This window comes from Methylocella tundrae (assembly GCF_038024855.1).
Classification (GTDB): domain Bacteria; phylum Pseudomonadota; class Alphaproteobacteria; order Rhizobiales; family Beijerinckiaceae; genus Methylocapsa; species Methylocapsa tundrae.
In genome coordinates this window covers 1,981,327-2,007,435 of the sequence record NZ_CP139089.1, presented here as the reverse complement: position 1 = coordinate 2,007,435, position 26,109 = coordinate 1,981,327, and the positions used below count along the sequence as shown (strand labels likewise).

At 61.3% G+C, this 26,109-nt stretch carries 22 protein-coding genes and 1 tRNA gene; 14 read left to right on the top strand and 9 right to left on the bottom strand.

Annotated features, from left to right (window positions below; all coding sequences use genetic code 11):
• Positions 1-25 precede the first annotated feature (25 nt).
• Entirely contained in the window at positions 26-943 is a 918-nt protein-coding gene (locus SIN04_RS11615; protein WP_134489330.1) for a LysR family transcriptional regulator, read from the top strand.
• A 280-nt stretch (positions 944-1,223) separates the two neighbouring features.
• Here the strand turns inward: SIN04_RS11615 and SIN04_RS11610 are convergent, their stop codons facing one another.
• Positions 1,224-3,239: a sulfotransferase gene (locus SIN04_RS11610; RefSeq protein WP_197731970.1), complete on the bottom strand. Its 2,016-nt coding sequence runs from the start codon at positions 3,237-3,239 to the stop codon at positions 1,224-1,226.
• A gap of 140 nt (positions 3,240-3,379) precedes the next feature.
• On the opposite strand from SIN04_RS11610, the gene SIN04_RS11605 reads away from it, so the two are divergent.
• Complete coding sequence (locus tag SIN04_RS11605; protein WP_134489328.1) at positions 3,380-5,713, top strand: phosphocholine-specific phospholipase C; 2,334 nt, start codon at positions 3,380-3,382, stop codon at positions 5,711-5,713.
• A 1,057-nt stretch (positions 5,714-6,770) separates the two neighbouring features.
• Here SIN04_RS11605 and SIN04_RS11600 read toward each other — a convergent pair.
• Positions 6,771-6,847 (bottom strand) — tRNA-Met (locus SIN04_RS11600).
• Positions 6,848-6,935: 88 nt separating this feature from the next.
• Complete coding sequence (locus SIN04_RS11595) at positions 6,936-7,205, bottom strand: hypothetical protein (RefSeq protein ID WP_134489326.1); 270 nt, start codon at positions 7,203-7,205, stop codon at positions 6,936-6,938.
• A gap of 1,373 nt (positions 7,206-8,578) precedes the next feature.
• Here SIN04_RS11595 and SIN04_RS11590 point away from each other — a divergent pair.
• From SIN04_RS11590 to SIN04_RS11535, 12 genes are all read left to right on the top strand, one after another.
• Positions 8,579-10,528, top strand: a complete 1,950-nt coding sequence (locus SIN04_RS11590) for a methyl-accepting chemotaxis protein (protein ID WP_341263926.1) — start codon at positions 8,579-8,581, stop codon at positions 10,526-10,528.
• Positions 10,528-10,839, top strand: a complete 312-nt coding sequence (locus SIN04_RS11585; RefSeq protein WP_134489322.1) for an STAS domain-containing protein — start codon at positions 10,528-10,530, stop codon at positions 10,837-10,839. The genes SIN04_RS11590 and SIN04_RS11585 overlap by 1 nt, the downstream gene beginning before the upstream one ends.
• On the top strand, positions 10,836-11,201 hold the full coding sequence (locus SIN04_RS11580; RefSeq protein ID WP_341263925.1) for a response regulator: 366 nt from the start codon (positions 10,836-10,838) through the stop codon (positions 11,199-11,201). Before SIN04_RS11585 ends, SIN04_RS11580 begins: the two co-directional genes overlap by 4 nt.
• 50 nt (positions 11,202-11,251) lie before the next feature.
• Positions 11,252-13,471 (top strand): chemotaxis protein CheA, encoded by a 2,220-nt coding sequence (locus SIN04_RS11575; protein ID WP_341263924.1) that lies wholly within the window; start codon positions 11,252-11,254, stop codon positions 13,469-13,471.
• Positions 13,472-13,476: 5 nt separating this feature from the next.
• On the top strand, positions 13,477-13,962 hold the full coding sequence (locus SIN04_RS11570; RefSeq protein WP_134489316.1) for a chemotaxis protein CheW: 486 nt from the start codon (positions 13,477-13,479) through the stop codon (positions 13,960-13,962).
• A complete protein-coding gene (locus SIN04_RS11565; protein WP_134489314.1) occupies positions 13,959-14,870 on the top strand; it encodes a CheR family methyltransferase in 912 nt (303 codons plus the stop codon). Before SIN04_RS11570 ends, SIN04_RS11565 begins: the two co-directional genes overlap by 4 nt.
• The gene (locus SIN04_RS11560) at positions 14,867-15,904 is read left to right on the top strand and encodes a chemotaxis response regulator protein-glutamate methylesterase (protein WP_341263923.1); all 1,038 of its coding nucleotides are present in this window, start codon (positions 14,867-14,869) and stop codon (positions 15,902-15,904) included. The genes SIN04_RS11565 and SIN04_RS11560 overlap by 4 nt, the downstream gene beginning before the upstream one ends.
• A 14-nt stretch (positions 15,905-15,918) precedes the next feature.
• Positions 15,919-16,308: a response regulator gene (locus SIN04_RS11555; RefSeq protein WP_134489310.1), complete on the top strand. Its 390-nt coding sequence runs from the start codon at positions 15,919-15,921 to the stop codon at positions 16,306-16,308.
• Positions 16,305-16,880, top strand: coding sequence for a chemotaxis protein CheD (locus tag SIN04_RS11550; RefSeq protein WP_134489308.1), 576 nt, complete (start codon positions 16,305-16,307; stop codon positions 16,878-16,880). The genes SIN04_RS11555 and SIN04_RS11550 overlap by 4 nt, the downstream gene beginning before the upstream one ends.
• A gap of 57 nt (positions 16,881-16,937) precedes the next feature.
• Positions 16,938-17,321: a hypothetical protein gene (locus SIN04_RS11545; RefSeq protein ID WP_134489306.1), complete on the top strand. Its 384-nt coding sequence runs from the start codon at positions 16,938-16,940 to the stop codon at positions 17,319-17,321.
• A gap of 209 nt (positions 17,322-17,530) precedes the next feature.
• Positions 17,531-17,707, top strand: coding sequence for a hypothetical protein (locus SIN04_RS11540; RefSeq protein ID WP_166795919.1), 177 nt, complete (start codon positions 17,531-17,533; stop codon positions 17,705-17,707).
• Positions 17,704-18,882 carry an MFS transporter gene (locus SIN04_RS11535; RefSeq protein ID WP_244605778.1) on the top strand — a complete coding sequence of 393 codons (1,179 nt, stop codon included), beginning with the start codon at positions 17,704-17,706 and terminating at the stop codon, positions 18,880-18,882. The genes SIN04_RS11540 and SIN04_RS11535 overlap by 4 nt, the downstream gene beginning before the upstream one ends.
• Before the next feature lie 18 nt (positions 18,883-18,900).
• Here the strand turns inward: SIN04_RS11535 and SIN04_RS11530 are convergent, their stop codons facing one another.
• The 6 genes from SIN04_RS11530 to SIN04_RS11505 form a co-directional block, all read right to left on the bottom strand.
• Positions 18,901-19,380 (bottom strand): molybdenum cofactor biosynthesis protein MoaE, encoded by a 480-nt coding sequence (locus SIN04_RS11530; RefSeq protein WP_134489302.1) that lies wholly within the window; start codon positions 19,378-19,380, stop codon positions 18,901-18,903.
• A 1-nt stretch (position 19,381) separates the two neighbouring features.
• Positions 19,382-19,633, bottom strand: a complete 252-nt coding sequence (gene moaD / locus SIN04_RS11525) for a molybdopterin converting factor subunit 1 (protein ID WP_134489300.1) — start codon at positions 19,631-19,633, stop codon at positions 19,382-19,384.
• A gap of 23 nt (positions 19,634-19,656) precedes the next feature.
• The gene (pgsA, locus tag SIN04_RS11520) at positions 19,657-20,253 is read right to left on the bottom strand and encodes a CDP-diacylglycerol--glycerol-3-phosphate 3-phosphatidyltransferase (protein ID WP_341263922.1); all 597 of its coding nucleotides are present in this window, start codon (positions 20,251-20,253) and stop codon (positions 19,657-19,659) included.
• 93 nt (positions 20,254-20,346) lie between these two features.
• The gene (gene uvrC / locus SIN04_RS11515) at positions 20,347-22,425 is read right to left on the bottom strand and encodes an excinuclease ABC subunit UvrC (RefSeq protein WP_423135976.1); all 2,079 of its coding nucleotides are present in this window, start codon (positions 22,423-22,425) and stop codon (positions 20,347-20,349) included.
• Between the two features lie 109 nt (positions 22,426-22,534).
• A complete protein-coding gene (locus tag SIN04_RS11510) occupies positions 22,535-23,698 on the bottom strand; it encodes a PA0069 family radical SAM protein (RefSeq protein ID WP_134489296.1) in 1,164 nt (387 codons plus the stop codon).
• 1,771 nt (positions 23,699-25,469) lie between these two features.
• A complete protein-coding gene (locus SIN04_RS11505; RefSeq protein WP_166795918.1) occupies positions 25,470-25,853 on the bottom strand; it encodes a transposase in 384 nt (127 codons plus the stop codon).
• Positions 25,854-26,109: the final 256 nt, after the last annotated feature.

Sequence of the window (26,109 nt, the reverse complement as noted above, 5' to 3'; positions counted from 1 at the left end):
ATAATAATTTTATCGGATGATGACGATGGATCGCTTGACCAGCATGGCGGTGTTCGTCGCGGCGGCGGATGAAGGAAGCCTGAGTGGCGCGGCGCGGCGCTTCGGTCTTTCAGTATCGATGGCCGGAAAGCATGTCGCGGCGATCGAGACGGACCTGAACATCCGCTTGATGCAGCGGACGACGCGCAAGCTCAGCCTGACCGATGTGGGCCAGACATATTATGCGCGCTGCAAGCGCATCCTTGAGGAATATGAAGACGCCAACAGGGAAGCGGGCGACGCCCAGCAGTCGATCCACGGCGTGCTGCGTTTGGCAGCCCCGGTGACCTTCGGCGCCATGCATCTCGGCGATGTCGTGGCCGGCTTTCTGGCCACGCACCCCGGCGTGACCCTGGAGATCATGCTCAACGATCGCTACGTAGACCTTCTGGCGGAGGGGATCGACGTGGCGATCCGCATCGGGCGCCTGCTCGATTCCGATCTCGTGGCCCGCCGCCTCGCGCCTTGCCGCATGGTCATCTGTGCTTCGCCGAAATTTCTGGAATGGTACGGTCCGTTGGACAATGTGGAGGACCTGCGTCGTGCTCCCCGGCTGGCCTACAGCGATGCCGTTTCATCAGGGGATTGGACGCTTACCGATCCAGCCGGGCAGGCGCATGTGATCGACGGGCCGACACATATGGCGTCGAACAATACGCAGATGATGCTCGCCGCAGCGATCGCCGGAGCAGGCGTGGCTTACGGTCCCAGCTTTGTATTCGGCCGTTCCGTCGCGGCCGGCGAACTAGTGGCTCTTTTGCCTCACTACAAGACGACCGATCTTGCCATACACGCTGTCTATCCGACCAAGCGACACGTTTCGCTGAAACTGCGCAGCTTCGTCGATCACCTGATCACAAATTTTGGCGGCACGCCGCCCTGGGATCTATCGTCGCCGGAGTGAGCGGCGTTGGAATCGGAACGTGAAATACTTAGAAAATAGAGGAAAAAGATGATCGTAAACTGGCGTAGAGCAGCGTGCTGAAGAGTGGTTGCGGGGGCAGGATTTGAACCTGCGGCCTTCAGGTTATGAGGATGAGGGTCTTTGTGTCATCGGCGTTGGTGTTTGTGCCCTGGCGCTCCCAAGCTATTGAAGTCACACTGGAATTGTCTTAGGTAGTTGAGTTTTCGACAACAAAAGTCTCGCGCAATGAGGCGACCTGATAACCGGTTCCACCGCTGCGCTAATCGCGGCGCCGAGCGATTGCGTCGCCCAGCGCCTTCCTCAACGGATCGAGCCAGGGATCGTAGTTCCGCCACTGGGAGATTCCGTCACGGAAGAGCGGCTGGCGCACCTGTTCCGAGCTGGGGGTGTTTATCGCGCGCCGGCTGCGGTGAAACGCCAGACATGCCGGGTCGTATTCGAGTCCGCAATGGGCAAGAATCCGGCGCACGCTGGCGCCGAGGTCCTCGACCAGGTCCTCGTAGCTGACCCGAAGCACCCGTCCCGGCAGGACACGATCCCAGTGACGCATCAGCTCCAGATACGTCCGGTAATACCGTGCGATATCCTCGATTCCGTAGCAGAACTCCTGCCCTCTCGCATAGAGCTGCTTTAGGTTGCTGACGCAGCAGGCCATCGGCTCGCGCCGGATGTCGATGATCGTTGCATTCGGCAGCATCAGGTGGATCAGGCCGATGTGCCGGAAATTGTTCGGCATCTTGTCGATGAAACGCGGCCGCCCCCGCCGATAGACACGAGTCTCGTCCAGGTAGCGCCGCCCGAGGCGCTCGAATAGGAGCGGGTCGAGGCCCGGCAGCAGGTCCGGGTAGCGCGCACCGCCGCCATTTGATCCCTGTCCCTGGAATTCCGAAATGATGCGAGGGATGTCGTGCAATTCCTGCGTGCCATCGACGTCCGGGTGGGAGGCCAGGATCTGCTCGAGCAGCGTCGAGCCCGAGCGCGGCAGCCCGACGATGAAGATCGGGTCGCGAGCCGCTGCGCCGGCGCCGGTGCGGGCGGCGAAGAATTCCTCGCTGCACACCTCGCGCAGGCGGCGGGCGGCGCCCTCTATCGCCTCAGGACGGTAGCCGCTCTTCGCCCGCACAAGCGAATTGCCACGGTCGTAAAATGTCCAGGATCCGCTGTAGTCACCTCGATCTTCCAGCGCCTTTCCGAGCGCGAAGCAAAGGTGCGCGCGGTCCGGCAGCCCCGGGCGAGATAGCGCCTCAAGGCCCCGCATGCGAGCGACCTCGTCGTCGTCGAACCGATAGGTTTTTAGGTTGGCGAGGCTCCAATAGGCGTCGCCGATATCGGCCTCGACGCCTGTCGCATCCTTATAGGCGCGCACGGCCTCCTCTGCCCGGCCGAGCGCTTTCAGCGAGTGACCCAGCACGATCCGCAGGTGATTGCGCTGCGGCGTCTGCGAGAGCAGCTCGCTGAAGATTGAGATCGCCTCGTCGTGGCGTCCGAGGCCCGCGAGTATGGTGGCGCGAAGAAATCGGGCCTCAGGGTCGGAGGGCGCGGTTCGCAGCCGGTGCTCGGCCTGCTCCAGCGCCGCCGGATATTTCTGGCGCTCTATTAGAATGCGGACGTAATCGAGACGCGCGTCGGCGTAACCGGGCGCTGCGTCGACCACCTCGCGAAAAAGCTCCTCGGCCTGATCAGTCGCGCCGCGCCGTTGCGCGATCCGCCCGAGCAGGCGCAGCGCCTCGACATGCCTTCCCTCTCTGGCGATGTGACTTGTCAGAAGATTTTCCGCCGCGGCAAGCTCGCCGTCGCAGAACCGGCCGCCCGCCTCGACGATTGCTGGCGGCAGCTCCTGCAGCTTCGCCAGGCGCTGCGCCGCGACGCTCGCCCTCTGCGGCTCGCCGGCCGCGCTCAGCAGTCGCTCAAGCATCCCCCAGCTCGGCGCCAGGGCCGGATTCATCGCGATCGCGCGTTCGAATGACGCGATGGCGCGCGAGGGGTCGTCCAGCGCCGCGAGGCAATGACCGCGCTCTTGAAAAAGGAGGCTGTAGTTCGGATGCGCCCGCTCAAGCGCGTCCAGCGTCACGAGCGCATCCTTCGCCTGACCGAGCAGCCGCTGGTTCAGCGCCGCCCAGTACAGCGCGGCCCGTTGCGATGGCGCGCGCCGCAGCAGCGCGCTGGCCGCCGCCAGCGCCTCGGCGTGCCGACGTCCTCGCGTGAGTTCCTCGATGCGGCGCAACTCGCTGGCGGCGGCGTCCGCCTCGGATTCGCGGTGATAAAGCTCAGTCACAGTTCTTTTGCTTTAGCGTCATCAGCCAGCAATGACCAGTTTCTATGCAGGCGGCGCTGGTTGGACATTAGGGAGGCTGCGAGTCGGCCCGGCGTCTATCCATCACGTATGCGACGTTACTCGCGGGGGGACCTAATCCGATGAACAATACCGATCGCCGTAAATTCCTGCAAATGCTGGGCACGGGCGCCATGACCAGCACGCTCGGCTCGAGCGTCACGAAGGCGCTTGCGATCCCGGCCAACAACCGCACGGGCACCATCAAGGACATCGAGCATATCGTGATCCTGATGCAGGAGAACCGTCCGTTCGACCATCACTTCGGCACGCTGCGCGGCGTGCGCGGCTTTGCCGATCCGCGCGCGGTCCAGATCAATCTGCCGCTTCAGTCGGGCGGCGCCGTCAAGGCCTCGGTGTTCTTGCAGCCGGCGGGCCCGGCCAACGTCAGCGCCGGCTTCAGCGTGCCGGCCAATTACGGCAATCTGGGCGGCCCGGCGAATGGCGTTCCCGTGATCCCGCCGTTCCGGATTGATCCCTCAAAAATCAGCCCCGGGCTCACGAGCCTCGGCTTCACCTACATCGGCGGCACCGACCACGGCTGGAGCGGCACGCACCTCGCCTGGAACTCTGGGCAATACGACAGCTGGGCGATCCAGAAGGGCCCGCTGGCGATGTCCTACTTCACGCGCGCCGACATTCCCTATCACTACGCGCTGGCCGACGCTTTCACCGTGCTCGACAACTACTATTCCTCGATCATGGGCCCGACCAATCCCAATCGTTGCTACCTATGGACCGGCTGCGTCGGAAACGTCAGCTATCTCGGCGCGAAGGGCACAGACGGTCACGGCGCGGGCCCGATCACCAGCAACGGCGTCAGCCCGCTCGGCAACTATCTGGCCTGGGAGACGCTGCCCGAGGTGCTGGACAAGGCGGGCGTGACCTGGCGGATTTATCAGGACATTGCAGGCGCCCCCTTCGCGCCGGACTTCGGCGACGGCTCGGCCGCCAGCAATTTCGACGGCACCTACACCGACAATTCGCTGCTCTATTTCGCCCAATATGCAGCATCGAGCCCCGGAACTTCGCTGTTCGACAACGCCTGCACCGGGACGGCGCTGTCCTCCACCCAACCTCCAGCAAGCGCCCCGGCCTCGGCCTGGGAGACTTGGGCCGAGAGCCTGTTCCAACATTTCAAGGACGACGTGAAGAACGGCACGCTGCCCCAGGTCTCCTGGCTGATCGCGCCGGCCGGATACACCGAGCACTCCTCCGCCCCGGTCAACTATGGCGCCTGGTACATCTCGCAGGTGCTCGAGACCCTGGTGTCGAAGCCTGAGTTGTTCAGCAAGACCGCCTTCATCATCAACTATGACGAAGCCGACGGCAGCTTCGACCACCTCGTTCAGCCCTCGCCGCCGGCGACGCCCTCTTTCCCCGCTGCGCCCGAACTCGGCGGATCGACGGTCGACTACCGCCTCGAGATCGTCACGACCTCGACGCCGAACGCCCCGATCGGCCTTGGCACCCGCGTGCCGTGCCTCGTGATCTCGCCTTGGAGCAAGGGCGGCTATGTGAACTCGCAGGTCTTCGATCACACCTCGGTGATCCAGTTCATCGAGAAGCGTTTCGGGGTCTATGAGCGCAACCTCTCGCCGTGGCGCCGCGCCGTCTGCGGCGACCTGACGTCCGCGTTCAACTTCAGGAACCCGAACGACAAGCCGGTCGATCTGCCGTCCACCAAGACCTTCCTGCCTCCAGTCGGAGAGCTGTCCGGCGCCGTCAATCCGCCGAGCGTCAATCCTACGGCGAAGAATGTGATCATCGGCGTGCCGCCGCAGGAAAAGGGCGTCCGCCCGGCGCGCGCCTTGCCCTATGAGCTGAACGTCCACAGCACGGTCCGCGCTTCTAGCAACACGGTCGAACTGCGTTTCGTCAACAGCGGCAGCGCGGGCGCAGTATTCCACGTGCGCTCTGGCAAAACCACTGATCCGGTCCGGTACTACACGGTCGAGGCTGGCAAGCAGCTGTCGGGAAGCTGGACGGTCTCTGGCTCTTACGATCTGACCGTCTACGGCCCGAACGGGTTCACACGCTACTTTAAGGGCAGCATTGGCTTGGGCGCCGTTGCGGTCGATGTGCATTTCGAACACGAACACGAACACGAACACGGATTCGAATGGAGATCCGACGACAACGGCTCGTTCTCACTGTCGGTCCGGAATGCTGGCGCGCGGAAGGCTAGCGTGACCTTGCTTGATGCGTACACGGGCGAGAAGGTCCACCGCGTGCTTTCTCCAGATGGGCATGTCGAAACCCAGCTGTCGTTTGAGCGGTTCCAAGGCTGGTACGACGTCGTCGTCACGGTCGCGGAGGACCCGAGCTTCGAGCGTCGCCTGGCCGGGCATGTCGAGACCGGACGCGATAGCATGTCGGATCCGGCGATGGGCGGTCTGGTGACCCTGAAGGCCTGAGAACAGGCTCCCGGTCGCGCAAGCTCTTGGAAAACGAGGAATGGCCGTGCCTGTGGGCACGGCCATTTCCTTGGGGATGCTGCACAACAAAGCACTAAGCGCATTCAAGGCCGAACAATCTTCAACCATCGTCGAAAGCCGACAGACACTCATTAAATTGTTCGTCATGTTCCAGCCGCGACGCGGCGCCAAATGGATTGACTTGGGATGGTTGAGCTCGCTAAGCGCAAGCGAAAGGCCGAATAGATTTCGGTCTTGGCGGGATATATTTGACCACTTTTTAGGAGCGCTGGCCGCCCGCGAAAGAGGCGCTTGCCCGCGCCGTCCGGACTCGACCGCGCCAAGGTGAGGATGCTGGTCGAAAACGCCAGCACGCTCGGCTTCATCGAGAAGTCAGTCGAGTAGGTCTGCCGTGTATCTGTTCTCCTTGCCTGGCGCGTCCGCGACCGCAAGCTCGGTTAGCAGCCAAACAGTCATCCGTGTGCGTCGAGGCCGCTGCTATGATCGACAGGCGCAGCTCACGCCATGGGACAATGATGAGACGATTGTGTCAGAGTTCATTTGTCCCATCATGAAGACATTGATTCGTTAGCGAGCAGCCCGGATGGAAGATCATCTCATTGCTCGAGAAAGAAATTATCCTGAAGTCGACGACGCGCCCGCGATCAAGGATCAAAATCTCAGGATTGATCGGGCGATAATCGCTCGGCGGATGGCGCTCAAGCGAGCGCTGCCGCAAACTCGGCGGCTTCCCGATTTGGAAGGCCCGTATATTCGGGAGTTCGAAAAATATCCGCATTTTCATGCGGCATATTGGTCATTTCCAAGCGTCGTGCGATGGGTCGCGGAACGCACGGAGAAAAGCGCCAACGGCGTATACGTCGACCAAGATCACATCGTTCCAGCGTTGACTGAGATTCAAAAGGCGTTGAAGAGCGGCGCGGCGCGGCGCGGTGCGGCGCGGTGCGAGCGTGGGCGCTTCACGCATTCGCCAAAAGCAGCAAAGCCGCCGACGTGGGCGGCTTCCTGAAAGTCTCATCAAATCCGGTATTTGGTTTGGTTGCGGGGGCAGGATTTGAACCTGCGGCCTTCAGGTTATGAGCCTGACGAGCTACCGGGCTGCTCCACCCCGCGCCGACGGTGTAGCAGTGTCGATCGTGAATTGGAAGCGTTTATATCGCTTTAATGACGCGCCTCAGACATCGCCGCCCCGACGGCCGGCCTACCAGGCGCGCGGATGCAGCCTGCGTTTCCATTGCTGGCCGGGAGGCAAGGAAATAGCGTCCTCGCGGTTGCGGCGGGTGAAGCTCCGGGCGCGGACGGCGCGCGGCTTCTCCGTCGCGAACGCAGGGCTTGCTTCCGAATTCTCGGGGCCGGCAAGCGTCGGCGCTGGCCTTGCGCTCTTCGAGGCGGCGATTGAGGACGCGCGTTCGTGCTTGGCGCGGCTTTTCCGGACGGGCGCCGAGGCGGTTTCGATTGCGCCACGTTTCATCGCAGCATCGGCGCTTTCGACGCGGTCAGCCTTCGGCTGTGTTTTCGGTCGCTGCGCAAGCGTCTTCCGCGTGCGGTTCTGACGCGCGGTCACCGTCGGCGCGACGCGCTCTTCAGCCGCCTCGAGCGCGGGGTTTTGATCAATGAGACTTGGCAGAATCCGCGGCCCTGGGCGGTTGTCTGGAGCCTGACGATGGGGCGCTTCAGCGGTCCGTCTGGGGCCAAATATCTGTTCGGCTTCTTTCAAGACCGAATCAGAGACGGAGCGATACGCCTGCTTGTCTGTTTGCAAAAAAGATGGGACGGCAAAATCAGAATCAGGTTCGGCATGGGAAAAAAGATCGGTCCTGGCGAAAAGCGGAGGGGCGGAACGGCCCGAGCCTGCTTTGTCCTTGCCAATGAAGTCGGCAGAGGAAGCCGCGGGCGAGGACGAGAGAGAGCGGCGAGAGCGTTTAATCTCGACCGCAAAGGGTTTCGGCGGATGTTTCATTTATTGTCCATAAGTACTGCAGGCGCGCAAATGTGCAAATGTTAAGCAGAAGCAAGGAGCGGTTTTCTGCAGGCGGCCAATAGGCTCTACAGGAAGCCGCGAGTGTCCGATCGATTCTGCGAGGATGCGCCGTATCGAGTAGTGACAACTTTCGAAGTTTTCGAATGTCCTACCGGGAATCACTATAGCTTCCATGTCTACCATTGCAAGTCGCGGCTTGCAATTCTGTAACTTCCCAAGGTCTGCTGCCGATTGATTGCTCTAGGATGGCCGCGCTTGAGCATATTCCAATCAGAACGGTTCGATCTGATTGACAAGAATGTGCTCAAGCTTTTGAAACAAGACCGATTTCTGATCGATCGAACGACTCCATCCGATCGGAAAGCGCTCTCGAGGCGAAAGCAATCCTCTCTTCGCGCCTCTTCGGGAGTGTTGCAAAGATTACGGTAATTGCAAGGCTAAAGTGCATGGAATGCCCGCTTTGTGATCCGTCGCCGCTGTGACGGGCGCCGCGTCCGCCAACCAAATCCGCAACCGAAGTCCAGGGTGATCGTCTTTCAAACAATTCGAAAACAAAAAAAATCTCCGAAAAATGTAAGTATGCGTTTAACGGATAAAATATAACTCAGAAAATGTTTACGAAATATAGAATAGAATATAAGTATATTTTATACAAAAATCCATAAAATAATCTCGTTGTCGATCATTTATTCAAAAATGTCGTGTGATAAGCAATATTGGAAGCGCATGAGACGCTGAAAAAGCCTTGCTCGCCTTGCGTCGCGGAGGCTCGATTCCAAGCAATGATCCATGGCCGCGGACCAGGCTCCGGTCCAAGGCATCCCTGTGCGTATAGGTTCCAACGGCAACTTTCCGAGGACAGCATGACGTTAGCCAATTTGAGTATCGGACGAAAGCTGAGCGTTGGCTTTGCTTGCGTTCTTGTCGCCGTCGCCGTGATGAGCGTGGCTCTTTTCACGACATTCAGGTCACTGAACGCGGCTGCCGAGGTCAACTCGACCTCATACCGGGTCGTCGACCAAATCGATCTGGCGAGCGACGCTCTGCGCGAACAATCACGCGATTCTCTTCGCTACATGCTGATGAGAAATGAGCGTTTCGCCACGATGTACGACGATGCTGTCAAAGCCTTCGCCGACCATTTGGCGAAGGCCCGCAAGGACAGCGCGGGGCGTCCTGACATTCTGGCTCTTCTCGAAAAAGTCGAAGCGGCGGGAAATCTCTTTCGTCACGATGTCGGCGATCCGGCGATGCGTCTTGTTCGCGAAAATCCGACGGCCGATCTTGCGATAAAATTTGTGAATTCAGATCGCACCATCGAAATCCTCGACGCATTCAAGGCAATGGCGGCCGACGTCCGAGAAAAAGTAAATCTTTGGTCTGACGAAGCGCAGGTCCGGTTCGACGCGCTGATGGCTGCCCTCAATCAAATGCTTATCGTCGGCGGCGCGGCGGCGATTTTGACCGCGTTGGGCGTCGGTTGGTGGATGAGCCGCATCATCGCTGAGCCGGTGACATTGATGACGGGCGTCATGAACAGGCTGGCTGGGGGCGACCATTCGGTCGAGATTCCGGGTCTCGATCGCAAGGACGAAGTCGGCCTGATGGCAGGGGCGGTGCAGGCGTTCAAGAACGCGGCGATCGCCAAAGTCAAGAGAGACGCCGCGGAGGCGGAATCGATCAAGGTCTGGCAAAAGGAAGAGGAAGAGCGGACCGCCAAAACCGCCGAAGAGGCGCGTCACGATCAGATCGCGATACAGTCGCTCGCAGATGGTCTTGACCGGCTCGCCAGGGGAGACCTCGTCTATCGCATCGAGACGCCCTTCGGGCCAAAAGCCGCGCAGCTGCGCACGGACTTCAACGCGGCGGTCGACAAGCTGCAGCAGACGATGGTGAGCATTCGCTCCAACACCGACGGCATCGCCTCGGGCAGCGGCGAGATCGCGTCGGCAGCCGATGATCTGTCGCGGCGCACCGAGCAGCAGGCGGCAGGTCTTGAGGAGACGGCGGCGACGCTTGACCAGATCACCGCGACCGTCAAGAACACGGCCGACGGCGCCCTGCGCGCGCAGACTGTTGTATCGGCGGCGAAGTCCGACGCCGACCACAGCGGCGAAGTGGTGCGTGAAGCGATCACCGCGATGGGCGAGATCGAAAAATCCTCGAAGCAGATCGGTCAGATCATCGGCGTCATCGACGAGATCGCTTTCCAGACCAATTTGCTCGCCCTCAACGCCGGGGTCGAGGCGGCGCGGGCGGGCGACGCGGGCCGCGGCTTCGCCGTCGTCGCCTCGGAGGTTCGCGCTCTGGCGCAGCGTTCGGCCGAGGCGGCCAAAGAGATCAAGAGCCTGATTTCGGCGTCGACGACGCAGGTTTCGCAAGGGGTCGATCTCGTCGGCGAAACCGGCAAGGCGTTGGGCCGCATCGTTGCGCAGGTGGCGGAAATCAACACTGTCGTCGGCGCCATCGCGGCGAGCGCACAGGAACAGGCAAGCGCGTTGCATCAGGTCAACACGGCGGTCAACCAGATGGATCAGGTGACGCAGCAGAACGCCGCGATGGTCGAAGAGACCACGGCCGCGGCGCATGCGCTGGGACAGGAGAGCGAAGAACTCGCCCGGCTCGTCGGCGTGTTCCAGGTTGGTCATGTTGCGAATGCCGACATGGCTCGCGGCAAGGCGCCGCGCCGCATTGCCCAGACGACGACGCAAACCGCTCGTCCGGCGCTGAAAACGCTGTCCTCCTCTGGTCGCGGCGGCGCGGCCCGCAAGCCGGACGCGGCGAGCGCCGAAGATAGCTGGGAGGAATTCTGATGAGCAAAACGCAAAACGCGTCCGCGCATCAAGCCCGCATCCTCGCTCTCCCCGCGATACTCGATCTCAAGGCGGCCAGTCCTCTCGCCAGTGAGCTTCTCGCCCGCCGGGGCGAGGAGCTCAGCGCCGACGCCTCGGCTGTGCAGCGCCTCGGCGGTCAGTGTCTTCAGGTGCTGCTTTCCGCGATCATGACCTGGAGGGCCGATGAACTTCCGTTCGCCGTCGTCAACGCCTCTCCCGACTTTATCGAAGGTTTGCGGCGACTGGGGATAGCGCCGCACGCATTCATCGACGAGGAACTTTCGCAATGAGCAAAACGATACTCACCGTCGACGATTCGCGAACCATGCGCGACATGCTGATGCTCGCTCTGTCCGACGCCGGCTATCGCGTCGTGCAGGCGGAGGACGGCATGCACGGCCTTGAGGTCCTGACTGGCGAAATGCCTGATGTCATCGTCACCGACATCAACATGCCGCGCCTCGATGGGTTCGGCTTCATCGAAGGGGTACGGGGCGATGAGCGCCATCGCGGCGTGCCGATCCTGGTGCTGACGACCGAGAGCGACGCGGAAAAGAAAGAACGCGCGCGCCGCGCCGGCGCCACAGGGTGGATCATCAAGCCCTTCGATCCTGTGAAACTCGTCGCTGCGATAAGGCGCGTAGCGAGCTGACGCTCGCGCCAACACTCAAACGGCCTGAACTCGAACAAGGATAGCGATCCATGGATGCGATGGCGGCGATCAAGCAGACCTTCTTCCAGGAATGCGAGGAGCAGCTCGCCGAGCTGGAGACGGGGCTTCTTGCTATTGATGACGGCGATCTTGATCCCGAAACCGTCAACGCCGTGTTTCGCGCGGTGCACTCCATCAAGGGCGGCGCCGGCGCTTTCAGTCTCGACGATCTGGTGCGTTTCGCGCATGTGTTCGAGACCGCGCTCGATCATCTGCGCGCCGGCAGGCTCACGCCCTCGCCGGAGCTGTTGAAAATCATGCTCCGCGCGGCTGACGCTCTCGCCGATCTCGTGCGCGCCGCGCGCGATGAAACGCGCGTCGATGCGCAACGCTATGCAGCGCTCGCCGCGGAGCTGCGCGCCTTCGATCCCGTCTCCGCGGACGAGCGGCCGGAGGAAGATGGCGGCGATGAAATCGCATTCAGCCCAGTGCTCATGGATGAATCGATGTTCGATGATCTCGATGCGCCGCCGGCGCCGGCGCTGCATGAGTTTAGGATCCGTTTTCGGCCGAAGCCCGGTCTCTACGCAAAGGCCAATGAAACCTCGCTGCTTCTGCGCGAGCTTGCGAGCCTCGGCGAAACCTCCGTCATCTGCGATACAACCGACATCCCATTGCTGCCCGAGCTGGATCCCGAAGGCGCTTACCTGACCTGGATCGTCACGCTAGCGACGACCCAGGATGAGACCGCCGTCCGCGATGTGTTTGAATTCGTCGAATGGGACTGCGATCTCGATGTCGAGGCCGAGGGGTTCTCCGCGCCCCAGGACGATATCGACATCGCCGCTCTGATCGAAAAGATGCAAAGCAATGTCGAAGCCGAGCTTGCCGCCCTGGCGCCGCCGGCGCAGCTCGGCGCCGATGCCGAAAGCAGCGCTCTGGGGCAGAAGCCTGAGGTCGTCGCCGATCTCGCCGAGACGCGCGCAAAGCAGCCGGTCGAGAAGAAGGCGTCCGCCGCTGAGGCCGCCGCCAAAACCGATCATCCGGCAAAGCCGGAACAGGGAGCGGCCTCGATCCGCGTCGATCTCGACCGCGTCGACCGGCTGATCAATCTCGTCGGCGAGCTCGTCATCAATCAGGCCATGCTCGCGCAGCGCGTGCAGGAAGCAGGGCTCGCGCGCGCCTCCGGCGTTGCGACCGGACTCGACGAACTCGAACAGTTGACGCGGGAGATCCAGGACAGCGTCATGGCGATCCGCGCGCAGCCGGTAAAATCGGTGTTTCAGCGCATGCCCCGCCTCGTCCGCGAGGTCGCCGCGATGACCGGAAAATCCGTTCGCCTCGTAACCGACGGCGAGAACACCGAGGTGGACAAGACGGTCATTGAGCGCATCGCCGATCCGCTGACGCATATGATCCGCAACGCCATCGACCACGGCCTCGAAACGCCGGAGGCGCGGATCAAGGCCGGCAAGCCGGAAGAAGGCATGGTGCATCTTTCCGCGCTGCATCGCTCGGGCCGCATCGTTATCGAAGTCTCCGACGACGGCGCCGGCATCAATCGCCCGCGGGTCAAGGCGCTCGCCGCCAGCAAAGGCCTCATTGCGGCGGACGCGGCTTTGACCGACGATGAAATCGACAATTTGATTTTCCTGCCGGGCTTTTCCACCGCCTCGACGGTATCCGACATTTCCGGACGCGGTGTCGGCATGGATGTGGTGCGCCGTTCAATCCAGGCGCTCGGCGGCCGCATTTCGATTCAGTCGCGGCCGGGCAAGGGATCGACTTTCACCATGAGCCTGCCCCTCACCCTGGCCGTGCTCGACGGCATGGTGGTGACGGTCGGCGGCCAGACTCTCGTTGTTCCGCTGACAGCGATCGTTGAAACGCTGCAGCCCAAAATCACTGACGTGCATGGCTTTGGAGGCGGCGCCCGCGTGATAGCGATCCGCGAACATTTCACGCCCCTGATCGATGTCGGGCGCGAACTCGGCTATCGCAGCGACAACGCCGATCCCCTTTCCGGCGTCGCGCTTCTCGTCGAAACCGAAGGCGGCGCGCGTAACGCGATGCTGGTCGACGCCATTCTCGGCCAGCGTCAGGTCGTCATCAAAAGTCTTGAGGCAAACTACCAGCATGTTCCGGGCATCGCCGCCGCGACCATTCTCGGCGATGGCAGGGTCGCGCTGATCCTCGACGTCGACGCGGTCGTCGCCAGTTCGCGAGCGGACGCCGCCGCGCTGGATCATCTTCTCGCAACAGCAGGGTGAAGGCCATGACTGATTCCAAAACGAACGATGGTCGCCGCAGGGCCGACGCGGGGCGTCCGCGCGAACTCATAGCGTTCCGCATCGGCGCGCAGGAGTTTTGCGTCGACATCATGTCGGTGCGCGAGATTCGCGGCTGGACCCCCGCGACGGCCCTGCCGCAGGCGCCGAGTTTTGTGCGCGGCGTTGTAAACCTTCGCGGCGCGGTGCTGCCGATCGTCGATCTTGCGGCGCGGCTTGGCTTTGCTCCCGCCGAACCGACCGCTCGCCATGTCATCATTGTCGCGCAGATCGAACAACAGGTCGTGGGACTTCTGGTCGATGCGGTGTCCGATATTCTGACCGTCACAGACGACCTCTTGCAGCCGACGCCGGATGTCGCGTCCGACATGGCGAAAACATTCGTTCGCGGCGTGCTCGCCATTGATCGGCGCATGATCAGCCTGATTTCCCTCGATCATGTATTGCCGCCGGCGGAGCGGGAGGCCGCATGAGCGGGGCGCAATTTGCTTCCTCTCCGATAAGCAAAGGCGCGGGTCTCGGGCCAGGCGAATTCGTGCTCTCGCGGGAGGACTTCCGTCAGATCGCCGCCATGTTGCACGAGGACGCCGGCATCCACCTGCCGGAGTCAAAATCAGCGCTCGTCTATTCGCGCCTCGCCAAGCGGCTGCGCGCGCTGGGCCTTGCGAGCTTTCGCGAATATTGCGCTCTCGTCGCCGGCGCCGATGGTCTTGACGAGCGTCAGAAAATGCTCGCCGCGCTGACCACCAATGTCACGAAATTCTTTCGCGAGCCGCATCATTTTGCTCATCTCGAACAAGTCGTGCTGCCGCCGCTGCTCGACGCCGCGCGCCGGGGCGGACGCGTGCGTTTGTGGTCGGCCGCCTGCTCCAACGGGCAAGAGCCCTATTCCATGGCGATGGTCATTTTATCCTTGATGCCGGACGCGGCCCGTTACGACGTCAGGGTGCTCGCGAGCGATATCGACGTCAATATGCTCGCCGAAGGCAAACGCGGCGTCTACGCCGAGAGCTTCGCCGACGCCGTGCCGGCGAAGCTGCGCCAGCGCTGGTTGGTCCCCGCCAGCGAGGGCGCCCGCGGCGACAAGGCGCGATGCGTAAGCGTCGCCGACGAGGTGCGGGAACTTGTCGCTTTCCGCGAGCTCAATTTGTTCGGCGCGTGGCCGATGAAGGGGCTGTTCCAGGCGATCTTCTGCCGCAACGTCGCGATCTATTTCGAGGAGGATATGCAGATGCAGCTCTGGAGTCGCTTCACGCCCATGTTGTCGCCGGGCGGCCGGCTTTATATCGGCCATTCCGAACGTCTGATCGGGCCGGCTGCGGCCGCCTTCGAAAGCGAAGGCGTTACCGGCTATCGCCTGAAGCAGGGCGCTCGCGCATGAAGCCCGTCCGCGTTCTTATCGTCGATGATTCAGCAACCGTGCGCGGTCTGATCCGCGTCCTCATCAGCCGGGATCCGAATATCGAGGTTATCGGCGAAGCGGCGGACCCGCATGAGGCAAGATCCGCGATCAAGGAGATGAACCCCGACGTCATCACGCTCGACGTCGAGATGCCGAAAATGAACGGCCTTGAATTTCTAGACAAGCTCATGCGTTTGCGCCCGACGCCCGTCATCATGGTCTCAAGCCTCACCAGCAAGGGCGCCGATGCGGCGATCGCGGCGCTTGAGATGGGCGCCTTCGATTGCGTCGCCAAGCCCGGTTCGGGAGAGCAGGAGCAATTTGGCGAGACCTTGCTCGCCAAGATCAAGGCGGCCGCCGGATGGCGCATGCGCGGCGCGCCAAATCGCATCGGCGATCTGGCCCGCGCGCCGGTCCAGGCTCAGCGGCCCTACCGCAGCGATGGGCGGATCGTGGCGATCGGCGCATCGACCGGCGGCGTTGAAGCCCTCATCGCGGTTCTATCGCATTTCCCGGAGAATGGCCCGCCGACCGTCATCACCCAACACATGCCGGGCGCCTTCACCAAGACTTTTGCGGGGCGTCTCAATCGCCTTTGCAAGCCGGCGGTATCGGAAGCTTTCGACGGGGCGCCGCTGGAAGCCGGGCATGTCTATCTGGCGCCGGGAGGCGCCGCGCATCTGCGGGTCGAAGGCGTCTCTCCGCCGCGCTGCCGCCTCTGGAAAGGCGAGCCCGTCAATGGCCATCGACCCTCGGTCGATGTGCTGTTCCAGTCGGTCGCCAAAGCCGCCGGACCGCGCGCCCTTGGCGTCATTCTGACGGGCATGGGCCGCGACGGGGCCGAAGGCTTGTTGCTGATGCGCCAGGCTGGCGCCTCGACGCTTGGACAGAATGAATCATCCTGCCTCATCTATGGGATGCCAAAGGTCGCCTTTGAGATCGGCGCAACCCAGAAGCAGGCGCCGCTGAATATGATGGCTTCAGAAATTTTGCGCGCCACCTGCGCCGTGTAAGAAGGAGAATTCCTATGCCGTTCGCAGCAGCATTGCGAGTGTTAATCGTTGACGATCAGCTGACCAGCCGTTTGCTGATTCGCGGCGGCCTGCAGGAACTCGGCGTATCAGACATTGAAATGGCCGCCGATGGCGAGCAGGGGTTCAAGAGCATGATGGCGAAGCCAGCCCATCTCGTGATCTCGGATTTCAACATGCCGAAGATGGACGGGATCGCGTTCCTGCGCGCCGTGCGTTCCTATGAACCAACGCGCAGATCCGCCTTCATCCTGCTCACCGGGCGCGGAGACAAGGAGCTGATCGAGCGCGCTCAAAAATGCGGCGTCAACAACGTCATCGCCAAACCCTTCACCATTCCTGTTCTGAAAGCCCAGATCGAAGCCGTCGTGGGAAAGTTGAAATGACGATAAGCGCGGGCGATCGGTTTGGCGGCCAGAATGAAAGCGTCGAGCAGCGCGTTCATATCATTCAGGGGGAATATAACGTCAGCGACGATCCCTGTGTTGTGTTGACGACGCTGCTCGGCTCCTGCGTCGCCGCCTGTCTTCGCGATCCTGTCGCCGGAGTCGGCGGCATGAATCATTTTCTGTTGCCTGGCCAGGAAGCCGATGAGGGCGCACACCGTCGCGACGGGGAAACCTACGGCGTGCATCTGATGGAGCTTTTAGTCAATGGGCTGCTGCGTCGCGGCGCGCGGCGCGATCGTATCGAGGGAAAACTCTTTGGCGGCGCGCGGACGATGGACGGCCTCGCCGATATCGGCGCGCGCAATGCGAGCTTTGCCGAGCGTTTTCTGAAATATGAAGGCATTCGGCTCGCTGGCGGAAGTCTGCGCGGGGATCAGGGGCGGCGCATCCAGTTCTGGCCGGTGTCGGGCCGCGCGCGCCAGGTTTTTCTATCGGCGAGCCAGACCCCGCGGCTACAGACGATCGCCGCGCCAAAACCCGCGAACGCCGGTGGCGTCGAGTTCTTCTGAATACGCTTTTATTGCAAGCGCCGGGAGGCCTCGGCTTGATGGCGGCGGACCACTGATATGACAGCACATAGCAAACCGGACGCCGGATCGTTGCACGCGCCAATGGCAGGCGTGCTCGACAGAGTAGCCTGCGAGCTTTCGCAGCTTTCGGGGAGCCTCGGCCACGTCGAAACTCTCATCGGGCCGCTCATTCTCCAGGCGGCGCGCCGCGACGCCCAGCTTGTCCGTCAGATCCAGGATCTCGACCATATCCGTCAGAAAATGCAGGCTCTTGCCGACTTTCTGGCGGCTTTGGCGCTTGCCGCGCCGGATCACTGCCTCGTCGATGCGATCGCCGCCGCGCGGCTTATCAACCTCGCGGATCTTGCCGCGCGCTTGACTTTCTCCGATGCGGACAAAGCGGCGCGTCAGGGCGAATGGGGCGATTGCGAGCTTTTCTGATCCTCTCTATTATATGAACCACGTCATCCAGTTGCTGCGTTTTGTCGCATGGGTCGCGCTCGCGCCGCTTGAATTGTTCTCGGCACCTCGAGGGACCTTTCCCGCCGCTTCGATTCCGTGCGAAGCGCAACGCGGTTTAGTCCTCACGCGTTCGTGCGTGACTCAAGCCTACACGGCGGTTGCGAGAGCAACGAAGCTGGAGTTAAAGCATGACGCCTCAAAGGCGCATGTTTTTTTGGGCTAAATCCTCAGCCAAAAACATGATGAGCATGATCGATTCCCATGACTTGATCGTCATGGGCTTGACCATCATGTTCCAAAGCCGCCTCATGGGTCGGCGTTCCGCCGGCATTGCGAACAACCTCGACCGAAGAAGGCTATTTTGACACCGCGCCTCACTTTCATTCTGGCGGCGGCATGCGGACTGATCGTCGCGAATCTTTATTATGCGCAACCGGTGGCGGGAGTCATCGGCGCGGAACTCGCAATGACGCCCGCGGCCGTCGGCCTTCTCGTCACATTTTCGCAAGTCGGTTACGGCCTCGGACTGATCCTTGTGGTTCCGCTTGGCGATATTCTGGAAAACCGCCGGCTCATCGCTTCATGTCTTGCGGTTTCGGTCATCGCCTTGCTCGGGATGGTCATCGCGCCATCGGCCGGCGCCGTCCTCGCGGCGGCCCTGCTGATCGGCCTCACTTGCGTCGCGGCGCAAATCATCGTGCCTTTCGCCGCGCATCTTGCGTCGGACGATACGCGCGGCCGCGTCGTTGGCGACATCATGAGTGGCCTGCTGCTCGGCATCATGCTCGCCCGGCCGGCGTCGAGCTTTTTGACTCATTGGCTGGGATGGAGATCTGTATTTCTCGTCTCGGCCTGTCTGATGGCGGCGCTTTCGCTGGCTCTCCTGCGCACCTTGCCGCGCTGGCGCCCAAAAGCCGAATTGAACTACTTTGGCATATTGAGATCGCTTGCAACGCTGGTGCGCAAAACGCCGGTCCTGCGCCGCCGCATCTCGTACCACGCGCCTTTATTCGCGGCGTTCAGCCTGTTCTGGACGGCTGCCCCCTTGCTGCTGGCGGGTCCGAAATTCGGCCTTTCGCAGCAGGGCATCGCCTTGTTCGCACTGTTTGGCGCGGGCGGAGCGATCATTGCGCCGTTCGCCGGCCGCGCGGCCGACCGGGGCGACACTCAAATCATGACCGGCGTCGCCATCGCCTCCGTCGCGATCGCTTTCGGCATTGCCTGGATCGCGGGAGAGATGGCGTCGATCGCGCTTCTCGCGGCCGCCGCGATCGTGCTCGACATGGGCGTGTCCGCCCATCTCGTATTGAGCCAGCGCGCCATTTTTTCTCTTGGCGACGAGGCCCGAAGCCGTCTCAACGGGATTTTCATCGCCGCCTTTTTTATGGGCGGCGCAATCGGCTCGGCGGTCTCGAGCCTCGCCTTCGCCAAAGGCGGCTGGCCTCTGGCGAGTTTGACGGGAATCGCTTTCGCACTCGTGTCCTTCGCCTGTTACCTGACCGAGCCGCATTTGTTCCGGCGCCGCAAGATCAAGCACTAAGGCCGATCCGGCTCCGCTTCACGTCCGCCATTTTTCGGCGGCAAGATCATCTTCCGCCTTTGCTGCGACCCATCCGGCGCCGGCGCCGTCACGGGCCAGTATCTGCTTTTTCCAGAATGGAGCTTTCGCCTTCAGGAAATCCATCAGGAACGAGGCGGCGGCAAAAGCCTCGCCGCGGTGTTTAGCGGCGGTGACGACGAGAACGATCGGCTCGCCCGGCGCAATGCGGCCGTAACGATGCACGATGATCAGCCCTTCGAGCGGCCAGCGCGCGAGAGCTTCACGGGCGACGCGCCCGATCTCCTCCTCGGCCATGCCGGGATAATGTTCGATTTCAAGCGCGGCGAGAACGCCGCCCTCGTCTCGGCAGAGGCCGCTGAAGGTTACGACGGCGCCAATATCGGTTCGCCCCTGCGTCAGCCTTTCGCTTTCGCGCGCCGCGTCGAACGGCGCCGACTCGACCCGAACGATAGGCTGCGGCGGCGTCTTTGGCTCCATTCTAGCCCCCGGTCATGGGCGGGAAGAAAGCGATCTCGCGGGCGTTTCCGATCGGGGCGTCATGGCGCGCATGTGTGCGGTCCAGCGCCGTGCGGATCGCTTTCATATTCTCGAATGCGAGGTCGTAGCCCTCGCCCCGGTCGCGAAGCCAGATCATGAGGTCACTGATCGTCGAGACGCCGGGGGGTGGAGAAAGCTCCTCTTCGGCGACGCCGATGCGTTCGCGCACCCAGGCGAAATAGAGAGCTTTCATCAGAGGTTCCTTCGGCGCCCCGGTCAATCTTCGGTGATCTGCTTGATTCCGGCCCTGAGATAGTCCCATCCGGTATAAAGCGTCAGCAGCGCTGAAGCCCAGAACAAAGCGAGCCCCATTTCGGTCGTCTTTGGCAAAATCTGATCGCCGGCGGGGCCCGCGATCAGAAATCCCAGCGCCACGAGTTGGAGCGTGGTCTTCCATTTGGCGATCCGGCTGACCGGGATCGACACTTTCAGTTCGGCGAGAAACTCGCGCAATCCCGACACGAGGATTTCCCGGCACAAAATAACGATCGCCGCGGCGAGCGAATAGCTGGATATGGTGTGGTCCGCGACGAGCATCATCAGCACGGCGGAGACGAGAAGCTTGTCCGCGATGGGGTCGAGCATCCGGCCGAGCGCCGATTGCTGGGAGAGGATCCTCGCGAGATAGCCGTCGAGAAAATCGGTGATCGCGGCGGCGATGAATAATCCAAGCGCGACCCATCGCATCAACGCGATCTCGGACCAGAACAGACAGCCGACAACCACCGGCACCGCGGCAACCCGGCCGTACGTCAGCAGATTTGGCACACTCCAGGTCCGGCCCGAACCTCTCGAAATTGTCGTCATCGCCATGGTTTGAGGGAACATCCTCTGAAAGATCACGTCAATAGGCTGGTGATGCGCAAGCGGGCGCCGGCCTCCCCGTGAACGCGCTTCTTGCCCGATCTATCCGCCGCCGTCGTGAAAAAAATTATAAACGAGCCTGGCCGTCGCCGCATTAATCCCCGCGACTTTCTCAAGATCCGACAGCCCCGCCCTTGAAATCGCCTTCGCAGTGCCGAAGGCATGCAGCAAAGCGCGCTTTCGCGCGGGGCCAACGCCGGCGATCTCATCAAGAGGGCTTTTGGTGAACTCCTTCTTGCGCCGCGCGCGATGCGTTCCGATCGCAAAACGATGGGCTTCATCGCGCAGGCGCTGCACGAAATAGAGTGCGGGATCCCGCGGGGACAGCCTGAAAGGGGGCTTTCCGGCGACGAAGAAGGTTTCACGGCCGGCGTTGCGATCAACGCCTTTGGCGATCGCCGCTATAGCGACGCGCTCGACCGAGAGTTCAGCGAGGATGTCCCTTGCCGCGTCAAATTGCCCTTGGCCGCCGTCGATCAGAATAAGGTCGGGCTTTTGCGGAAACGTTTCTTCCTCCTCCTCGTCCTCGCCGGAATCCGCTCCGGGCCGCGCTTCATCAGGGACGTTCTCGCTGTGTTCGGCGGCCTGTTCCCTGGCGAGCCTCGTGAAGCGCCGCTTCAGCACCTCGCGCATCATGCCATAGTCATCGCCCGGCGTCAGATCCTCGCCCCGGATGTTGAATGTGCGATAGTGGGCTTTCATGAAACCGCCGGCGCCCGCGACCACCATTGCGCCGACGGCGTTGGTCCCCATGATATGGGAATTATCGTAAATCTCAACACGGCGCAGCTTGCAGGCAAGCCCAAAAGCTTCGGCGAGCGCCGCCAGCAGTTTCTCCTGCGATGTCGTTTCGGCCAGTTTGCGGCTCAGCGCCTCGCGCGCGTTCTGCTCCGCATGGTCGACGAGTTCTCTCTTTTCCCCGCGCTGTGGCCGGGCAATTTCGATGCGATGGCCCGCTTTCGCGGACAGCGCGTCGGCGAGGACGGCGCAGTCCTCGATCTCATGCGATATCAGAATCAGCCGCGGCGCGGGTCTGTCAGCGTAGAATTGCGCGAGGAACGCGTCGAGCACTTCCGCGGACGTCAGGCTCTTGTCTGCGCGTGGGAAATAGGCGCGATTGCCCCAATTCTGAAAGGTGCGGAAAAAAAAGGCCTCGATGCAGAATTGCCCAGCCTGCTCGACAATAGCGAAGACGTCCGCCTCCTCTACGGTCTTGGGGTTGACGCCCTGGGCGCCCTGAATTGTAGAGAGGGCGGCGATGCGATCGCGCAAGCGCGCGGCGCGCTCGAATTCCATCACGTCCGAAGCGTCCGCCATTTCCTTGGCGAGCAGATCACGCACGGCGCGACTTTTGCCGGAGAGAAAATCGCGCGCCTCCGAGACGAGGGCGCAATAGTCCTGATGGCTGATTTCGCCGGTGCAAGGGGCGGAGCAGCGCTTGATTTGATACAGAAGGCAAGGGCGCGTGCGATTTTCGTAGAAGCTGTCGGAGCAGGAGCGTAGCAAAAAGGCGCGCTCGAGCGCGTTCATCGTGCGGTTCACCGCCCATACGCTGGCGAACGGCCCGAAATAGTCGCCTTTCTGAAGGCGCGCGCCGCGATGCTTCGTAATCTGCGGCGCCGGATGATCGCCGGTCAGAAGAATGTAGGGGAATGATTTGTCGTCGCGCATCAGGACGTTGAAGCGCGGCTTCATCTGTTTGATATAATTGGTTTCGAGCAGCAGCGCTTCAGTCTCGGTTTCGGTCGAGACGAACACCATCGACGCGGTCAGCGCGATCATTCTGGCGATGCGGTTGTTGTGGCCGAAGGGCCGCACATAGCTTGCGATGCGCCTGCGCACGCTTTTTGCTTTGCCGACATAGAGAACTTCGCCATCGGCGGCGATCATGCGATAGACGCCAGGGCCGAGCGGCGCATGGCGCCAAAAACTGCGGATCACTGAAGCGCCTTGCCGCACAGAGGCGGGCGCCGCATCTGCGTCGGCGAGATCAAGATCGGGAAAATCCCCCATGATCGACGCGTCTTCAGCTTCCGGAAAATCAACGGGCTCGGCCGAAGCCGGGAGGTCGGCGCGCGTCGAAGAGGAAGCGGCGTGGAACTTCTTCTCAGTGGGAGTCATGACCGCAGATTTAAGCGATCGGCGCCGGCATGAAAAGGCTTGCCCGGCCAAGCAGGACGCGTTCCAGCGGGGCCTTTGCCGATTCTGCCTTTCGCTGCGTCGTGGTCAATTACAGTAATTGCAGTTGCTCTCCCTGTCTTGCCGGCCGCAAGAACAGATCGCTGCGCAGCGGCATGCGGCTTTTTGCGAGGCCGAGCCTTGCCGCCGCGGCCTCGAAGCGGCGCCCGACCATCCAGGCGTAGGGGCCGGCGCCGCTCATGCGTTTGCCGAATGTCGCATCGTATAATTTGCCGCCCCGAACCGAACGCACGAGAGACAGCACATGCCTCAGCTTGTCAGGATAATGCGCCATCAGCCATTCAGCGAAGAGATCGCGCACCTCAAGCGGCAAGCGAAGCATCACATAACCGGCCTCGCGCGCGCCCATCGCATGCGCCCTCGTAAGAATTGCTTCAATCTCGGCGTCGTTGATGGCCGGGATGATCGGCGCGACCATAACCACAGTTGGGACGCCGGCCTCCGACAATCGTCTCATGGCGTCGAGCCGGCGTTCGGGCGAACTGGCGCGCGGCTCCATCTTGCGGGCGAGACCCGGATCGAGAGTCGTAATGGATAGCGCGACTTTGACGAGACCCTTCGCCGCCATCGGGACGAGGAGATCAAGGTCTCGCAGCACCAGGGCGGATTTGGTTACGATGCCAACAGGATGATTCGCCCTGGACAGGACGCCAAGCACGTCGCGCATGATTTTCTCGGTGCGCTCGATCGGCTGATAGGGGTCCGTGTTGGACCCGATGGCGATCGTTTTTGGCTGATATCCCGGAGCAGACAACTCGCGTTCCAGAAGCGCCGCCGCGTTAACTTTTGAAACCAGCCTTGTCTCGAAATCCAGCCCCGGCGAAAGTCCGAGATAGGCGTGGGTCGGCCGCGCGAAACAATAGACACAGCCGTGTTCGCAGCCGCGATAGGGATTAATTGAACGGTCGAACGAAATATCAGGCGACTCATTACGTGTAATGATCGTCTTTGCGCGCTCGGGCGTCACTACCGTTCTTAACGGATTGACGTCTTCAGGCAGGTCCCAACCGTCATTTTCCGCGACCCGGACCTCGCTCTCAAATCGTCCGCTGGCATTGGTCAAAGAGCCGCGGCCCCGCCGCGCCGGATGGACCGGCATCGCCTCAGCGGCGGTGTCGAGGCTTTGCGAGGCCCTCGGCTTGGCGAGGGCGCCTCGGATGCGGTGCGTTGTCACTAAGGTCCCGGCTGGTGTCATCAAACTGGCGCCTTGCAACGGAAAAAGAACTTGTGTAGAACATAATAAGAACATTGCCGCGCGAGTCAATGGTTCCTGTGGATAAGTTCCGGCAACGGACCAATGGCGGGTGTGGCGGCTTTACTTGCTGCAGCGATTTGATGAAATGTTTAATGATAAAAGAGAATGATTATCAGCCATAAAATTTAAGCATAATGGGGAATCACGTCGGACTTGACTTGAATTTGACGCGAATTCGAATATGTTTCGAGTATGTATTGAGCATTAAGGCAGTGGAATGTTTGGCTGATAGAAAGCGAGACTTGTGCTGGTAATCCACCAGCAAATCGCGAGTGCAAGTTGTGGTTGTGTTTCTTATTCTCAGAGATGAGAAATATCCGTTTTAGACGTCGTATTGCGTGGAATAGTTGAGAAGGTAAATTGTTTTATTCCGGGGGGCGCAAAACGCGATCTAAGTCCGGCCGGGGTCAGCGCCATTTTGTGCTTTGACCGCCGGACTGTGGGCGCATCTAAACGATTTTTTCGGAAACTGGATGATTGCATAAATGAATTTTAATCAAATTCGAGAAAAGTTGCGCGGCCGGTTACTTGGATTCGCGCCAATTGAGTGAAGTCGCTCGGAGCAAGGTCCGCATCAGCGGCTTGTCTGCGCGCGCCTGATGATTTTTGGGACCTTTGAGTCTACGCGAATGCTTGGGCCAAGGTTTTGATCGTAGGCTGTCTGTTGAACTTGAGCCAATAAAACGTGAAGAAGAGATAAAGAGATGAATAAATTTAGAGCTTCGGTCCTGTGCGCCTTTGTCGGCTTCGCCTTACCTGCGGTTGCAGGCAACATTTCGTCTGACGCCGCGTCGCAAAACGATGTGACCGGCGCGATCGGGAACGACGCGCGCGCTTCGGGTGGCGCGCCGTCAATCGATTCGAGCCGTCCGAGCGAGACTTTCTCTTATACCAAGCCTTCGATGTCCTATGACGAGGCGTATCGGAACTGGCGCAATTGCGCCGCCGCGCATCAAGGCGTCGGAAATCCGCCGCCTCAATGTGAAGAACTGCGTGAGGCCCTGCGTCAGGCTATCGGCGCCCGGCCGCGAAGCGAAGCGAGAAGATAACGCTGAAGCGAGCGAAAACGGGACTGCGGCGCGAAGCGATGGCGCGCTGCAGCCGTTTGCGGCCTATTTGCCATTGTCGAGGATTTCCGCCGATTATTGGCGACGGCGTTCTGGCGACCAACCCATGCGAACAAGTTCAGCTTGGGGCGTCTGCAGCTTGAGGAGCGAGCTTTGCAGCATCCTCTTGAAGCCGGCGAATGGAAACGTCAATGACGCCTTGATCCGGCTGGCTGACGCCGATCCCGCGAAGTCGGGTTGGGCGTAAGAGGGCCACGTTCATGCGCCGCGCCCTATTGCTGCGGTGGATGTTGGGCCGAAACCTGTGGCCGAGCTGAACAAGCCCCGGGAGTTCATCGCGATTGCGACGGCGGAGAGTTGGGCCGCTTCCCACATTTTCACTGAGACGACGCTTGCGGCCGGTCCGCTTCGTCCAGGAGAGCTTCGAGATCCCGCCGCGATTGTTCGGCTAAGGTTGCGATGCCGCTAGCTGGCGAACACCACAAGTCTTTGGCTTGCCGTTGCGGTTCAGTCTTCGAGGTCGGCCTCCATTTTTGTTGAAGCGGCCAGCAACCCGTCGATATCGCCAGGCGATGAGCGATATCGCTCTTGGCGTGTCGGTCCACCCTGCCCTCATAAGTCGCTCTCGCAACTATGTCCGGCCCTCACCGCTGGCCGCGCACGAATGCGAAACGGCCGAGCGACGCTCCGCGCATTTGTTCCGAGCGAGCTGCGGCGGGACCGTTGAGCCTTGCCCCTTGCTCAGACTGTCCGGCGCTCCTCGGGGCGCCGGAGGCTGGCGTCTTTGACAGTCCATCGAGCCGGGCGGAGAGATTGCTGACGAGATTTCGTAACCGCATATTTTCGAGCTGGAGCTCTTTCATTTCATGGACCGCCGGCAGCGTCAGCCCGCCGTAGCGTTTGCGCCATCTGTAAAACGTGCGTCGCGTAATTCGCGCGGCGCTGCAAATTTCGGCAATCGACAGTCCGGCTCCGGCCTCCCGGAGGAGGTGCAGAATTTCACCTTCGGTATGCTGCGATTGCCGCATTGTCATAGTCCCCGGCGTCGGTTGGACCCTTTGTCAGCGGCCGTGATGGTAGCGCTGCTGGGCTTTCGCCGAAACTGAATTTTGACGCGCAAAGAGCGTCAAGAGCGCGCGCGACGGCTCTGAAATAGCTCCGGCGCACGGCGCGCCGAAATGTCAAAAGTGACATAATATATTGAAAAATCGAGCATTTGCTGCCCTTTTGAGCAGCGTTGAACACTATTTGAAGTTGCGTCGCTGTGACGCTCTGACGAAAACT

Coding starts and splice junctions, on each gene's coding strand:
- SIN04_RS11615 (WP_134489330.1), top strand. CDS start 26: ATGGATCGCTTGACCAGCATGGCGGTGTTCGTCGCGGCGGCGGATGAA.
- SIN04_RS11605 (WP_134489328.1), top strand. CDS start 3,380: ATGAACAATACCGATCGCCGTAAATTCCTGCAAATGCTGGGCACGGGC.
- SIN04_RS11595 (WP_134489326.1), bottom strand. CDS start 7,205: ATGAAACGTGGCGCAATCGAAACCGCCTCGGCGCCCGTCCGGAAAAGC.
- SIN04_RS11590 (WP_341263926.1), top strand. CDS start 8,579: ATGACGTTAGCCAATTTGAGTATCGGACGAAAGCTGAGCGTTGGCTTT.
- SIN04_RS11585 (WP_134489322.1), top strand. CDS start 10,528: ATGAGCAAAACGCAAAACGCGTCCGCGCATCAAGCCCGCATCCTCGCT.
- SIN04_RS11580 (WP_341263925.1), top strand. CDS start 10,836: ATGAGCAAAACGATACTCACCGTCGACGATTCGCGAACCATGCGCGAC.
- SIN04_RS11575 (WP_341263924.1), top strand. CDS start 11,252: ATGGATGCGATGGCGGCGATCAAGCAGACCTTCTTCCAGGAATGCGAG.
- SIN04_RS11570 (WP_134489316.1), top strand. CDS start 13,477: ATGACTGATTCCAAAACGAACGATGGTCGCCGCAGGGCCGACGCGGGG.
- SIN04_RS11565 (WP_134489314.1), top strand. CDS start 13,959: ATGAGCGGGGCGCAATTTGCTTCCTCTCCGATAAGCAAAGGCGCGGGT.
- SIN04_RS11560 (WP_341263923.1), top strand. CDS start 14,867: ATGAAGCCCGTCCGCGTTCTTATCGTCGATGATTCAGCAACCGTGCGC.
- SIN04_RS11555 (WP_134489310.1), top strand. CDS start 15,919: ATGCCGTTCGCAGCAGCATTGCGAGTGTTAATCGTTGACGATCAGCTG.
- SIN04_RS11550 (WP_134489308.1), top strand. CDS start 16,305: ATGACGATAAGCGCGGGCGATCGGTTTGGCGGCCAGAATGAAAGCGTC.
- SIN04_RS11545 (WP_134489306.1), top strand. CDS start 16,938: ATGACAGCACATAGCAAACCGGACGCCGGATCGTTGCACGCGCCAATG.
- SIN04_RS11540 (WP_166795919.1), top strand. CDS start 17,531: ATGACGCCTCAAAGGCGCATGTTTTTTTGGGCTAAATCCTCAGCCAAA.
- SIN04_RS11530 (WP_134489302.1), bottom strand. CDS start 19,380: ATGGAGCCAAAGACGCCGCCGCAGCCTATCGTTCGGGTCGAGTCGGCG.
- moaD (WP_134489300.1), bottom strand. CDS start 19,633: ATGAAAGCTCTCTATTTCGCCTGGGTGCGCGAACGCATCGGCGTCGCC.
- pgsA (WP_341263922.1), bottom strand. CDS start 20,253: ATGGCGATGACGACAATTTCGAGAGGTTCGGGCCGGACCTGGAGTGTG.
- uvrC (WP_423135976.1), bottom strand. CDS start 22,425: ATGACTCCCACTGAGAAGAAGTTCCACGCCGCTTCCTCTTCGACGCGC.
- SIN04_RS11510 (WP_134489296.1), bottom strand. CDS start 23,698: ATGACACCAGCCGGGACCTTAGTGACAACGCACCGCATCCGAGGCGCC.
- SIN04_RS11505 (WP_166795918.1), bottom strand. CDS start 25,853: ATGCGGCAATCGCAGCATACCGAAGGTGAAATTCTGCACCTCCTCCGG.